The sequence below is a fragment of the Alteromonas sp. 14N.309.X.WAT.G.H12 genome (assembly GCF_036697315.1).
In the GTDB taxonomy this organism is placed as follows: domain Bacteria; phylum Pseudomonadota; class Gammaproteobacteria; order Enterobacterales; family Alteromonadaceae; genus Alteromonas.
In genome coordinates, this window is sequence record NZ_JBAHZB010000023.1 from 1 (window position 1) to 12,525 (window position 12,525).

At 47.3% G+C, this 12,525-nt stretch carries 15 protein-coding genes; 9 read left to right on the forward strand and 6 right to left on the reverse strand.

Annotated features, from left to right (window positions below; genetic code table 11):
* On the reverse strand, window positions 1–366 hold a 366-nt coding region (locus V5298_RS08790), incomplete at its 3' end, for a hypothetical protein (protein WP_332931089.1).
* 158 nt (window positions 367–524) lie between these two features.
* On the opposite strand from V5298_RS08790, the gene V5298_RS08795 reads away from it, so the two are divergent.
* Together V5298_RS08795 and V5298_RS08800 are read left to right on the forward strand one after the other, a co-directional pair.
* The gene (locus V5298_RS08795) at window positions 525–1,196 is read left to right on the forward strand and encodes an HAD family phosphatase (RefSeq protein WP_332931090.1); all 672 of its coding nucleotides are present in this window, start codon (window positions 525–527) and stop codon (window positions 1,194–1,196) included.
* A gap of 85 nt (window positions 1,197–1,281) precedes the next feature.
* On the forward strand, window positions 1,282–2,559 hold the full coding sequence (locus V5298_RS08800; RefSeq protein ID WP_332931091.1) for a hypothetical protein: 1,278 nt from the start codon (window positions 1,282–1,284) through the stop codon (window positions 2,557–2,559).
* A 5-nt stretch (window positions 2,560–2,564) separates the two neighbouring features.
* On the opposite strand, the gene V5298_RS08805 is transcribed toward V5298_RS08800, so the two are convergent.
* On the reverse strand, window positions 2,565–2,876 hold the full coding sequence (locus tag V5298_RS08805) for a hypothetical protein (RefSeq protein ID WP_332931092.1): 312 nt from the start codon (window positions 2,874–2,876) through the stop codon (window positions 2,565–2,567).
* A 109-nt stretch (window positions 2,877–2,985) separates the two neighbouring features.
* On the opposite strand from V5298_RS08805, the gene V5298_RS08810 reads away from it, so the two are divergent.
* Window positions 2,986–3,177, forward strand: a complete 192-nt coding sequence (locus V5298_RS08810; protein WP_332931126.1) for a hypothetical protein — start codon at window positions 2,986–2,988, stop codon at window positions 3,175–3,177.
* Window position 3,178: 1 nt separating this feature from the next.
* On the opposite strand, the gene epmB is transcribed toward V5298_RS08810, so the two are convergent.
* A complete protein-coding gene (gene epmB, locus V5298_RS08815) occupies window positions 3,179–4,204 on the reverse strand; it encodes an EF-P beta-lysylation protein EpmB (protein ID WP_332931093.1) in 1,026 nt (341 codons plus the stop codon).
* A gap of 36 nt (window positions 4,205–4,240) precedes the next feature.
* Between epmB and efp the strand changes: the two genes are divergently transcribed.
* From efp to V5298_RS08835, 4 genes are all read left to right on the forward strand, one after another.
* Window positions 4,241–4,810, forward strand: a complete 570-nt coding sequence (efp, locus tag V5298_RS08820; RefSeq protein WP_332931094.1) for an elongation factor P — start codon at window positions 4,241–4,243, stop codon at window positions 4,808–4,810.
* Between the two features lie 53 nt (window positions 4,811–4,863).
* Window positions 4,864–5,832 (forward strand): elongation factor P--(R)-beta-lysine ligase, encoded by a 969-nt coding sequence (gene epmA / locus V5298_RS08825; RefSeq protein ID WP_416351163.1) that lies wholly within the window; start codon window positions 4,864–4,866, stop codon window positions 5,830–5,832.
* Between the two features lie 240 nt (window positions 5,833–6,072).
* Complete coding sequence (locus V5298_RS08830) at window positions 6,073–8,463, forward strand: TonB-dependent receptor (RefSeq protein WP_332931096.1); 2,391 nt, start codon at window positions 6,073–6,075, stop codon at window positions 8,461–8,463.
* A 102-nt stretch (window positions 8,464–8,565) separates the two neighbouring features.
* Entirely contained in the window at window positions 8,566–9,150 is a 585-nt protein-coding gene (locus tag V5298_RS08835) for a GNAT family N-acetyltransferase (protein ID WP_332931097.1), read from the forward strand.
* Window positions 9,151–9,175: 25 nt separating this feature from the next.
* Here the strand turns inward: V5298_RS08835 and V5298_RS08840 are convergent, their stop codons facing one another.
* Together V5298_RS08840 and V5298_RS08845 are read right to left on the reverse strand one after the other, a co-directional pair.
* Window positions 9,176–9,772 (reverse strand): peptidylprolyl isomerase, encoded by a 597-nt coding sequence (locus V5298_RS08840; protein ID WP_332931098.1) that lies wholly within the window; start codon window positions 9,770–9,772, stop codon window positions 9,176–9,178.
* An 11-nt stretch (window positions 9,773–9,783) separates the two neighbouring features.
* Window positions 9,784–10,977 (reverse strand): methyltransferase, encoded by a 1,194-nt coding sequence (locus tag V5298_RS08845; RefSeq protein WP_332931099.1) that lies wholly within the window; start codon window positions 10,975–10,977, stop codon window positions 9,784–9,786.
* Between the two features lie 25 nt (window positions 10,978–11,002).
* On the opposite strand from V5298_RS08845, the gene V5298_RS08850 reads away from it, so the two are divergent.
* Together V5298_RS08850 and V5298_RS08855 are read left to right on the forward strand one after the other, a co-directional pair.
* The gene (locus V5298_RS08850) at window positions 11,003–11,638 is read left to right on the forward strand and encodes an alpha-ketoglutarate-dependent dioxygenase AlkB family protein (protein WP_332931100.1); all 636 of its coding nucleotides are present in this window, start codon (window positions 11,003–11,005) and stop codon (window positions 11,636–11,638) included.
* 2 nt (window positions 11,639–11,640) lie between these two features.
* Entirely contained in the window at window positions 11,641–11,958 is a 318-nt protein-coding gene (locus V5298_RS08855) for a BolA family protein (protein ID WP_332931101.1), read from the forward strand.
* Between the two features lie 110 nt (window positions 11,959–12,068).
* Here V5298_RS08855 and V5298_RS08860 read toward each other — a convergent pair whose 3' ends face one another.
* Complete coding sequence (locus tag V5298_RS08860; RefSeq protein ID WP_332931102.1) at window positions 12,069–12,452, reverse strand: hypothetical protein; 384 nt, start codon at window positions 12,450–12,452, stop codon at window positions 12,069–12,071.
* Window positions 12,453–12,525: the final 73 nt, after the last annotated feature.

Here is a 12,525-nt window from a genome sequence, read left to right on the forward strand (position 1 = left end):
AGATCCTAATGTGAAGGCCAGGGAAAGGGGGGCGTTGCGGGGAAACAGGACGTGGACGAAAGCCACCAAACCTACGCAAACAATGCCAGTAAGGTAGCGTTTTTTGGCATAAATATGGGCAGATAAACCATTGAGGATAAATCCATGGGCTGCCACGAGAAAAAGGCTGGGGAGTAACGTGGTGGTATTGGAAAAATACACATCGCCGGCAACAGCGACACCGGCATAGCAAACAAAGCAGATACTGACTAACGTCCAGTTGCGCAGGGGTTCATCATTCACATTGGTACGCTGCACGCCTATCCATGAAATAGTGAGCACAGAACAAAGTGCAAACGTACAAAGTTTTAGCGTTATCACGTCCATATGTACCTCTGATGAAAAGAATCAGACTATCCATGACGATAGTAACAAATTTGCGGTAAAAATTATTTTATTTCAATAGCTTTGCGATGAGTGGATAATAGGTAAGCTACTGATGATACGAGCAAAACGTAAAACTTCACAAAAACAGAGTAACTAACATGCAAGAAAAACATGCCATTTCAAAGACAACCCGAGCTATTCTATTTGATCATGATGGTACGCTCATTGATTCAGAACAAGCCCATTTTACTATTTGGCAGGATTTGCTCGCCAGTTATGGCGTCGTGTTAACCGACAGTTTTTATACACAAGTGATGGCGGGCATACCGGTAGCGCAAAACGCGGTGGATGCGGTAAATGCGTTTTCCATGACCATTGATCCGGCGGCATTGGCAGAGCAAAAACACCAAAAAACTCGGGAGTATTTGGCAAAGCAGGCATTTCCACTGATGCCCTATGCCCTGTCGATGATTAAAAAAACCTACGATGCCGGATATCAATTAGCCATTGTCACGGCTGGAAGTCGTTTGTCTGTAGAGCGTACGCTATCCACATACGGTGTAAAGCATATGTTTAGTACAACGGTGACGGTGGAAGATGTGGCAAATAGCAAGCCTGCCCCAGACTGCTATCAATTGGCGATGAAACGGTTAAATCGTACTGCCAGCGAATGCGTCGCCGTTGAAGATACTGAACATGGCATGCGTGCGGCGTTGCGAGCTGGGCTTCCCACCGTGGTGATCCCTACCGTGTATTCACAGGAGCATGACTTTTCAGATGCCACTGAACGATATCATTCCTTACAACATTGGTGGGTCAAAGCCTTCTAATCATTCGTTAAACAGAGAATTTAAGATTGAAATTGCACATTAATTAACGAAAAATAGCAGCGTTGAAAATAAAAGGCGGTGTGGGTTGCGCATAATTCGTGGGTTTTTATTAGTTTTTGTTCTGCTAACAATCGTCGTAGTGGGGATCATCGCACTCGTGATTGAGGCCGAGCCGTTGGTACAGGTCAAGGCTGCCGAACAAGTGGCTGACGCAGATACCGTTCATGATTTACTCGAACAGGTAACAACCAGTATCGAGGATCGTCATCAAGGTCATGTTATCACTGTCTCTACCCAGCAAATCGATTCTATTGTGGGGTTCTTACAACGGGCGAAATCGGAATTTCGCGGTTATGTGAAGGTGGCGCCTAGCGGCACTCAGGTGAAAGCCAGCCTGGCCATCCCTTTTGCCAGCTTTAAAGGTTATATCAATATCGATTCAACCATTGTTCCCGCCGACCGGTTTGTGCTGGATAAACTGAAAATTGGCGACTTATATGTACCCGGTGAACTTGCAGTATCGCTGGTGGAATGGCTAGTGAATCGGTGGACTAACAGTGATATTGCTACTCAGGCACGTACTCAAGTAGAGAACGTCAGCATGGACAACCAGAGTGTGTCGGTCACCTTGCGTCCTTTGGACGGTTTTTTACGTCAGCTAAATGAAGTTAAAAATGGTTTAACCGTCGACCAAGACGATGAATTACGGGATCTTACCGCTTACTATTTGCGCTATATTTCTTGGCAAGATATTACGTTGGCTGACACCCCTCAGCCAATGATTGAATTTGTACGTTTAACCATGAAGCGGGCTCAGCAAAAAAGTACCCAAGAAACCGCTGTGACCCATAATCGAGCCGCTATTTTGGCGTTGGCCATTTTTATCGGCCATCACCGTGTGGCGAACTTTGTCGGTGATGTGCAACCGGATGCTGACAAGGCCTTGCGCCCAGCTTCATTGCCTCAATTACGGGGACGTAACGATTTAGCTCGCCACTTTTTGATCTCGGCGGCGTTAAAAGTGCTCAGTGAGCAGGGCGTCACCCTCGCCATTGGCGAATTTAAAGAATTGATGGACCGGGCCATGGGCGGAAGTGGCTATTCCTTTGTAGACCTTACTGCCGATATGGCAGGGGTAGAGTTTGCTCGGGTAGCCACCACACCAGAAACTGCCCGGGCTTTTCAGCAAACCTTGAGCGTAATTCAAGACGAAAATACCATCATGCCTGCTATTGATGGGTTAGTAGAGGGCCTATCAAAACAAGCGTTTATCGATAAGTATGAAAAGGTAGACAGCCCTGCTTATTTACAGGAAGTGGAGCGTATTCGTCAGCGACTCAGACAGATCCCCCTGTATCAGTGAAGCCCTTAATCTTTGCTAACCGCCTTAAACTGGGTGATGGTTTTTAAGGCGAGTTCGATCTTTTTAACCAATTGGGGTAAGCCGGCTTTAAAATCTTCCTCGGACTGGGTTTTAAGTTCCTGCCAATCACGGGCAATTTCTTCCACATAAGGCGAAAAGCGTTTGGCTTTGGTTTCAAAACCGCTGTCATCTGCAAATACCGCCTTAAATTTCCCTTTTTGGGCCTGTTGCAACGCATCGAGTGTTGCATCTGCATCAATGGCTTTTCGGTACAAGGTTTGTATGGTGTCTTGAAGTTGTGCGTTGATTGCCTGCATGGTGCTCCAAATCTCTGCTAAAGTTAATAAACATATGGCCGATAGCCCTACGAAAGCGGGCAATTTTGCCTACTTTTTTACTTTGCTACAAGCAACAAAGGAAACTGGTATGGATCTACAAGGTGCAAATGCCTCTGGAACGTCCGGTGCATCGCTTGAACTGGCTTCTCTCAAAATGGCTAAAAGTCAGCAGCAACAAGAGGGACAAGCGACGCTTCAGCTGCTGGAAACAGCCGCTGACGTACCAAAATCTTCATCGGCCAACCCTGCGGTTGGCGCAAATGTGGACACGTTCGCATAAGTTAAGGATGAAGCCGTAAGTCTACAGGGGTCTTCCCGGGTTGTCCTCCAATCTCTCTGGTGAGTTTGGGAACAAGAAAACCGGGAAGACGCTGTATCATGCCTGCCATCAGTGTTCGCGCCTGTTCGTCACTGACATCAAAATGGGCTGCGCCTTGTACTTTATCCAGTAAATATAAATAGTAGGGTAATACGCCAGCGTCAAAGGATGCTTCTTGCAACTCACATAAGGCCGTCACTGAGTCATTCACACCTTTCAATAACACCGCTTGATTCAACAAGGTAACACCCTGTTGACGAAGTAAAAGAAGGCGGGTTTTTAATTCGTCACTAAATTCATTGGCATGATTGGCATGTAATACCAGAATCGTTTGAATAGGTAATGCCGTAAGCCATTGTTCAAATTCCTTGTCCAGCCGAGAAGGCATGACCACCGGCAAACGAGTGTGAATACGCAACCGTTTGATATGAGGAATTGCTGCTACCTTTTCAGCGAGCCAGGCCAGATGGCTGTCTTTTGCCATAAGCGGATCGCCGCCGGAAAAGATCACTTCGTTAATGGCGCTATCAGCGCTGACATAGTCCAGTGCGTCTTCCCATTCATGCTTCCTCACCGAATGCGCTTGATAGGGAAAGTGGCGACGAAAACAATAGCGACAGTTAACCGCACAGCCACCGCGCACAATAAATAACACACGGCTTTGGTATTTGTGTAACAGCCCCCGTCCGGCGGTGTTGTGTTCCTGTAAGGGATCCGTGCTGTAGCCGGGAGACACATTGAATTCATCGGCTAATGGAAGGACCTGACGCAAAAGGGGATCATGCCAGTTTCCCTTTTCCATTAATGACGCAAAAAACCGCGGTACACGCATGGGAAATAGCTGCCTGGCAGCACTGTGATGCTGCACATTTTCGCTATTGAGATTAAGAAATTGGAGTAATTCTTCAGGCGTGGTAAACGCACTTGCTAATTCTTTTTGCCAGTTAGTCTCTACAGACAGCGGATTTTTAGGTATTATTTGCGCCACTTCGTATTTACACCTTTATGTATTGGCAGAGGATATATGGCTTCTTACAGCACTAATGAATTTAAAGGCGGCCTCAAAATCATGCTTGATGGCGAGCCTTGTAACATTCTGGAAAACGAATATGTTAAACCGGGTAAAGGCCAGGCGTTTAACCGAGTTAAAATTCGTAAGCTTATTTCAGGGAAGGTTCTTGAGAAAACCTTCCGTTCTGGTGAATCAGTAGAAGGCGCTGACGTATTAGATACGGAACTGGCCTACCTGTACACCGACGGCGAATTCTACCACTTTATGAATAACGATACATTCGAACAAATCGCTGCCGATGAAAAAGCCGTTGGCGAGAATGTCAAATGGCTGGTAGAAAATGACGTTTGCACCATTACTTTGTGGAATGGTTCTCCTATTACTGTTACGCCGCCTAATTTTGTTGAATTAGAAATCGTCGAAACCGATCCTGGATTAAAAGGGGATACCGCAGGCACAGGCGGCAAACCCGCCACCCTTTCTACTGGCGCAGTTGTGCGCGTTCCTTTGTTTGTTCAGACCGGTGAGGTTATTCGTGTGGATACCCGTAACGGTGAATACGTCTCTCGGGTTCAAAAGTAGTTTATTGGCAGCGGAGCATCTTTGCTCCGCGCTACATTAGTATGACTACCCCCATGGATTTTGGGATGCCTTCTGCATCCGTGAAAGCCCTAAAACAACGGGCTGAATTGTTGCACCTTATTCGCTGTTTTTTTGCCGAAGAAGGGGTGCTGGAAGTTGAAACCCCCTTGTTGTCTCACGGTACGGTAACGGATGTGCATATTGATGCCTTTTCCACCGCCTTTCACTTCAGTGAGCAGGGTAATCAGGAAACCTTGTACCTACAAACATCCCCTGAATATGCCATGAAAAGGTTGTTGTGCGCGGGAAGCGGTGCGATCTATCAGCTCTGTAAAGCTTTTCGTCACGAAGGCGCAGGACGTTACCACAACCCGGAATTTACCCTGTTAGAATGGTATCGACCGGGTTTTGATCATCATCAGTTAATGGTGGACGTTGATCACTTACTCCAGCGGGTATTACAGACAAAAAGCGCTGAAAAAATCAGTTATCAGGCCGTATTTATCCGTGAGCTGGACATGGATCCCCTAACCGTTACCCTTAGCCAGCTCCAGCAGCGGGCAGAGGCGTTGGGTTTAGACATGGCTTCGGCCATGCCCGATGATATCGATACCTTGTTGCAATTGCTGTTTAGCCTATATATCGAACCTAAGATAGGGCAGGACAAACCCTGTTTCGTGTACGGTTTTCCGGTATCCCAAGCCGCCCTAGCCCAAGTTAATCGGGAAGATCCAAGAACGGCGGATCGTTTTGAGGTGTATTACAAAGGTATCGAGTTGGCGAACGGGTTCAATGAACTGCGGGATGCTCACGAACAACGCATCCGTTTTATGCGAGATAACCAACTGCGCCAAGCCCAAGGATTACCGCCTATGCCTATGGATGAGCATTTTCTCAGTGCACTGGAGGCGGGGCTACCTGCTTGTGCAGGGGTTGCCATGGGCGTAGATCGCTTGCTCATGCTGCAAATTAATGCATCTCATATTGAGGAAGTGCTGGCCTTTCCTGTATCACGGGCGTAACGTACTTCCCTCCCAACCTTTTCCACTAGGTGGCATAATATTGTGCTGCCGATAAACCCGTCACTTTAATTCTACTCTCTTGTTTATTATGCTTTTTATTGCCTCATGCTAGCCGTAAAATTTTATACTATTGATAAATCATTCATTAAGAATGATTAAAAGCATTGACGAAAAAGTCGATTCGTTTAAAAATGTTATAACATCACTCACACGCATTTTGTTGTAACGAGAATAAAAAACATGTTTAAACCGACTTCTCTTGCCTTGGCTATGATGGCCACGTGCAGTCTGCCCGCTATTGCCACGACCATTAGTGGTAAGGTTACCGATGAATCTGGCTCGCCCATTGTTGGCGCTAAGGTTTCCGTGGAAGGTTCGCGCCTTATCGTTGTTACCGATGAACAGGGGAACTACGCTTTAGAGAATATCCCTGAAGAAAATGTACATGTGCATGTTGCCACCACTAAGTATCTTCATGGTGACAAAGATCTCGGTAACATAAGTACCGATCAGCAACTTGACTTTGTTCTATTGCCAGCCTCAATTGAAAATATCACAGTAACAGCGTCGGCATTGCAGAACTCGGTATTAGAAAGCGTTACCCCTGTATCGGTTATCAGCGCTGAGCAATTGCGTCGCAAGCAACAGCCGACTTTGGGTGAAACCCTTAAAACCAGCCCCGGTGTTCATTCTAGTTATTACGGACCGGTCTCAAGTAGCCCGATTATTCGTGGTGCCAGCGGCCCCAGAGTGAAAATTGTGCAAAATGGTTTGGATGTGGGGGATGCATCACGTATTGGGCCCGATCATAACGTGGCAGCGAGCACCTCCAGCGCTACCCAGGTGGAAATATTACGTGGCCCTGCAACCTTGCAGTACGGCTCTGGTGCCATCGGCGGCGTGGTGAACGTTGTTGATAAGCGTATCCCTAAGGAAATGCCTTATGGCACAGAAGGCGAAGCGGAAGTGCGTTACTCCACCGTGGATAACGGCAAATTCGGTAAGGTGGACGTGACCACCGGCGTGGAGGATTTTGCCTTTCATTTCGATGGTTTTAAACGCAAAACCGACAACGTAGAAGTGCCTGGATATGCCTCGGTCGAACCGGATGACGATGAAGTGAAAGGGGAAATTGCCAGCAGTGATATGGATACTACCGATTTTACTGCCGGTGTGAGCTATATTCAGGACGAAGGTTATATTGGTTTTTCCGTAGAAAGACTGGATAACCTGTACGGCGTTCCGGGTCATTCTCATGAGCACGAACATGAGGAAGAAGAGGAAGAGGAAGAAGAGCACGAGGAAGGCACAAAAATCGATGTGGATATGACCCGCTATCAAATGGCTGGGGAATGGTCTTCACCGGTTGATGGCATTGATAATGTGCGCTTTATGGCCGCTTACACAGACTACACCCATGTTGAAATTGAAGACGGTGTCGTAGGCACTGAATTTAACAACGACAGCACAAATTTAAAATTGTCCGCCACCCATAACGGTATAAATGGATGGCATGGCGTATTTGGCCTTCAGTATACCAACGGCGATTATGAAGCCATCGGTGAAGAAGCCTTTTCACCCCCCACCACCACAGATACCTTTGCCGGATTTCTAATTGAACAGAAAACCGTGGGCGAGGTGTTATTTGAGTTAGGGGCGCGGGTAGAGCAAACCCGTTACGATGCCGATGACACTGAAATTGAGTTTCATGCAGAGCATGCGGATGAAGACGAAGATCATGAAGAAGAAGAGCATGAAGAAGAAATTCTAACGTTTGATTTTCCTACTTACGATTTCACCAGTGTATCGCTTTCTGCCGGCGCAAACTGGGAATATACCCCCGGCTATTCTGCGGCATTAACCTTGTCTCATAACGAACGGGCGCCGAGCCAACAAGAGTTATTTTCTGGTGGTCAGCACATTGCCACGCGGACGTACGAATTAGGTCTGGTGTTTGAGCTTGACGACGACGGTGAGTTGCTCGATACGCTACAGGATGTAGAAAAAGAAGTCAGTACCAACCTTGATCTTACATTACGTAAATTTGGCGGCGATTGGGGTTATACGGTGTCATTCTTCTATACCCAGACCGATGACTATATTTATGAAAGTGCTACCGGCTTACTGGCAATTACAGAAGAGCATGATCACGAAGAAGGCGAAGAGGAAGAAGAGGAAGAAGGCACACCGGTGTACCACTTCCAACAGGCTGATGCCGACCTTTACGGTATGGAAGCGGAAGCCTTTATTAGCCTCGATGATTCGTGGAAGCTAACGGTATACGGTGACTATATCCGCGCCAAACTGGCTACCGAAGACTTGCCCCGTATTCCACCTTTGCGCCTTGGTTCTACCTTACGCTATCAAGGCCAGTCATTATCGGGTGAGGTGGGCGTAGAATGGTACGACGACCAAGACAAGGTTGCTTCCTATGAAACCGCCACCGACGGCTATACCATGCTCAATGCAAGCGTTGAATATGATATTGCTGCCCAAGGTGTTGACTGGGTATTGTTTGCGCAAGCTGACAATATTACCGATGAAGAAGCGCGAGTCCATACGTCCTTTTTGAAAGATTATGCGCCCTTACCGGGCCGTAACTTCTCAATAGGTGTTCGCGCCGTGTTTTAAGTCCCTGGCTGCTGCTTACGTTGGTGTGTGAGCTAATATCCCGATAACGGGTGAAGCGTAAGTAGCGATTGGCTATACTAACTCCCATTTTGGTTCGCCATAATGGGAGTTTTTTTATACACTGGGTGGCATGTTACCTGTTATGTTGATGACTCTGTGTCGAAACAATCGAGCAAAACAATGCCGTCGCTGAATACCCCCAGACTGGTATTGCGAATGCCTCATGTGGATGATCGTAATTGGATTTTTGCACTTAATCACGATCCCCTCTGGCTGCGATATATTGGTAATCGCGGGGTGCATACCCTAAAAGACGCCAACACCTATATCGACAATGCTCATACCCATTTTGCTACCAACGGTTACGGCTTATTTGTTATTGAAAATAAGCTGGACAAACGGCCGTTAGGTTTGTGTGGGTTGATTAACCGAGGGATTTTTTCATCACCGGATTTAGGCTTTGCTTTACTGCCTGAGGCGCGGGGCCAAGGAATTGGTTTGGAGGCCGGACGGGGTGTCATCACCTTTGCACGAGATACCCTTTCATTGCCCTATCTTACCGCAATGACCCACAGTGAGAACACCCCATCACAAACGTTGCTTACGCGTCTTGGCTTTACAAAAAGGGGAACGCTTTTTTTGCCCTTAGTCACACCCCAGCGTTTTTATTGGCTCAATTTAACCTAAAACTTCCGGGGTGTTGATAAGTTAACTACAGGGGTGGAAGTACGGTGACTTTTTTCAGTACGATGGGGTCTAACGGGGCGTTAGGTTCGCCTAAGGCAATCTGGTATTCCCGCTGCACGGTGGTCATGCTTTCCACCACATCTTCACCTTCTACAATCATACCGAATACGGTGTAACCCCAATTTCTGCCGGGATCTAAATTGGTATTGTCATTCATGTTGAAGAAAAACTGGCGAGTGGCAGAGTGAGGATCATTCTCCCGGGCCATGGCAATGGTATACAGACTGTTTTTTAAGCCGTTTCCGGATTCATTATAAATAGGCTCATAGGTGGGTCTTTCATCGTAATCCACGGTATAGCCGCCGCCTTGAACCACAAATCCGGGAACAACGCGGTGAAAAATCGTACCATCGTAGCTTTTATCTGCGACATAACGGAGAAAATTATTCACGGTAATGGGGGCTTTGCGACGATAAAGTTCCACCACAAAATCACCCATGGTGGTTTCCATTTTTACCCGAGGATAGTAGTTATCAGGCTGGATTTGAGAGCCATCATTTTTGGTTTTAGCTACAGTGGCGGTGGTTACCAGCAGCAAAGCCAGAAATAACGAACGAAGCATAACAATCTCCCTTAGCGTTTCGCTGAACATAGAATGACAAATTTCTGATGGCTCGCCAATTGGGTGACACCACCAAAGATACGTTTTAACTTCACATGGTAATCGAGATGGCGATTCCCTACCACAACCAATTGTCCGCCCCGAGCGAGAACGGTGCGGGCATCGGTAAACATTTGCCAAGCAATATGATCGGTAATGGCATTTTGCTGATGAAAGGGCGGATTACAAAAAACTTTACTGAAATTGCTAACCTGTTTTTGCTTTAACCCATCCAGACAGTTTGACGGAATAAATTCACATTGGCCCAAGGCGTCGGGGAAGTTGGCTGCCACGTTCGCCTTCGCCGAAGCCAATGCCATAAAGGATTCATCCACAAAGGTGACCTTCGCTTGCGGGGCAAGGGCTAATGCGTTTAATCCTAATACACCATTGCCACAACCTAAATCGATGATGCGTTCGTTGTTTGTCACCGACATATGGGCCAGTAAGAATCGAGCACCAATATCCAGTGATTGTCTGGAAAACACATTGGCATGGTTGGTGATGGTTAACGGCTGTCCGTTTTGTGCTTCGGTTTGCCACGTTGTCGGATAGGGGGATGTGGCAGTCTGGGCGATGTTCTCTTCACTCACGGTGGTAAATATCAAGCGTGATTTTTTCTTCGCTAATGAAGTGTTAGTGCTACCTATGTAGCGTTCAAATAACGCTAACACGGAACGGGTAATGGTTTTGACCTTCGCCCCTGCGATCACGGTTGTGTGTGGCGTGATCACCTTTTGCAGGGCAATGAGTTGATGCTCTAACAGGGCCAGAGTACGAGGGATTTTAATGATCACCGTATCAGGAGAAGCTGGCAAGGGGGCTAAGCAGTCAATGGCTTTGACCGGCGATGCCACCCGTTCATCGGCCGCTAACTGCATGGGAATATCATTACCGGCTAAATTGTCGGCAAGGGAACGATGGGCGATCCACGAATCGGATACCCAGCAGGGAGTTTGGGCGGCAAAGTAACAGCCCAGGGTTCCAAAATCGTCATTGAATATAATGCATTCACCCACAGATCCGTTCAACGCAGTATGAATATGATCAATGATTAATTCGTCTGCGCTATCCCAGGCTTGTAAACTGACATGCTGATGTTTTGCCGGATGGCGAATTAGCGTGAAGTGTTTGCCGTTACAGGCGAAACGTGTATTGTCGCTCATGATGATTAATTCTGGCTCTAGGTATATGCAATTTTCTTTGTTTGATGATGATAATACGCGTGGGCCCATTCCGCGTAGGCTGAATTTGCCGGGGGCGGACGTGGTGTATATTGACAACTGGCTGGACAAGCGCACTGCCAGTGATTATTTCCATCACTTTGCATCATCGTTAAATTGGCAACAGGATACCATTAAACTATTCGGTAAGCCGGTTAAAATTCCACGTTTGCAAGCCTGGTATGGCGATGCTACCACGCTCTATACTTATTCTGGCTTAACCATGGCGCCTCATCCGTGGACACCTGCCTTGGATAGACTACGCAAGGGGTGTGAACAAATAGCCAAAAAACCGTTTAACAGTGTTTTGGCAAACTGGTATCGTCACGGCCAAGACAGTATGGGGATGCACGCCGATGATGAGCCACAATTGGGGGCACAGCCCGTTATCGCCTCGTTAACCCTTGGCGAAAGTAGACCCTTTATCTTTAAGCATAAAGAAACCAAACGTACCCATCGAATTAATCTGGAACACGGTGCCCTGCTGTTGATGCAAGGTGATACCCAGCGGTATTATCTGCATGGCATCAACAAGACGACCCAAGCCCTCGGTGGGAGAATTAACCTTACTTTTCGCTATGTTTATCCTGCGATACCGGAGTAATTATGCAAGATGTGAAAGCATTTATTGAACAACAGTTAACCGATGAACTTGCACCCGTTTATTTATCTGTGCTGGATGAAAGCCATATGCACAATGTTCCCCCAGGAGCACAAAGCCATTTTAATGTGACGGTGGTGACCGACGCCTTTAACGATGTGCGCCGGGTAGCGCGGCACCAACGGGTAAATGGCCTGTTAGCCGAGGCATTACAGGGATCTGTGCATGCCCTAGCGCTGCATACCTTTACCCCTGATGAATGGGAAGCGCGAGGAGGCAGTGTGAATGCTTCTCCTAATTGTCTTGGTAAAAACAACGGATAATAGGCGCGGTTGCGCCCGCGGGTGCGTCAATGTCTATCGATAGGGTGAGTCACAAAGCAAAAAAACCGCACAATGAATGTGCGGTTAAAGAGGTTGGGGTAGTAAGGATCTTAACGGGGTGCAGGCATGTCGTCGTCATCGTTATCGCGATCGCCACGTCTTGGGTGATCGTCACGGTCGCCAGGTTTACCGCCTTTAAATTTGCCACGTTGAGGTTTAGACATGGCTTCGAGCATGGCTATCTTCTGCTCTTCAGTGAAGACTGACCAGAATTCGTTTTTCAGGGCTTTTTGTTTTTCCCGTATATCCGCCAGCTTGGCTTTTTGCGCATCAGAAAGCGAAATGTCTTTCATGACTCTGTGCAACTGAGGTGGCATTAGGGGCGCCTGTTTGGCATCTTTACCGCTATCTGCCAGGGCAACACCGCTTGCACCTGCACCGATAAAAAGTAACGCAAATGTTGCCAGGCTAAGTTGTTTCATTGAACGTTTCATGTCGTACTCCTGTTACTGGGTGAAGCCTCTCGTTGAGGACGATTTAAAGATTACCCCATTGAATGCAAAGTAA

Bases quoted from the DNA above. Each gene is read 5' to 3' on its own strand.
- efp (WP_332931094.1), top strand. From the start codon at position 4,241: ATGGCTTCTTACAGCACTAATGAATTTAAAGGCGGCCTCAAAATCATG.
- V5298_RS08810 (WP_332931126.1), top strand. From the start codon at position 2,986: ATGGATCTACAAGGTGCAAATGCCTCTGGAACGTCCGGTGCATCGCTT.
- V5298_RS08840 (WP_332931098.1), bottom strand. From the start codon at position 9,772: ATGCTTCGTTCGTTATTTCTGGCTTTGCTGCTGGTAACCACCGCCACT.
- V5298_RS08830 (WP_332931096.1), top strand. From the start codon at position 6,073: ATGTTTAAACCGACTTCTCTTGCCTTGGCTATGATGGCCACGTGCAGT.
- V5298_RS08855 (WP_332931101.1), top strand. From the start codon at position 11,641: ATGCAAGATGTGAAAGCATTTATTGAACAACAGTTAACCGATGAACTT.
- V5298_RS08860 (WP_332931102.1), bottom strand. From the start codon at position 12,452: ATGAAACGTTCAATGAAACAACTTAGCCTGGCAACATTTGCGTTACTT.
- V5298_RS08805 (WP_332931092.1), bottom strand. From the start codon at position 2,876: ATGCAGGCAATCAACGCACAACTTCAAGACACCATACAAACCTTGTAC.
- V5298_RS08845 (WP_332931099.1), bottom strand. From the start codon at position 10,977: ATGAGCGACAATACACGTTTCGCCTGTAACGGCAAACACTTCACGCTA.
- V5298_RS08835 (WP_332931097.1), top strand. From the start codon at position 8,566: ATGGGAGTTTTTTTATACACTGGGTGGCATGTTACCTGTTATGTTGAT.
- V5298_RS08850 (WP_332931100.1), top strand. From the start codon at position 11,003: ATGCAATTTTCTTTGTTTGATGATGATAATACGCGTGGGCCCATTCCG.
- V5298_RS08795 (WP_332931090.1), top strand. From the start codon at position 525: ATGCAAGAAAAACATGCCATTTCAAAGACAACCCGAGCTATTCTATTT.
- epmA (WP_416351163.1), top strand. From the start codon at position 4,864: ATGGATTTTGGGATGCCTTCTGCATCCGTGAAAGCCCTAAAACAACGG.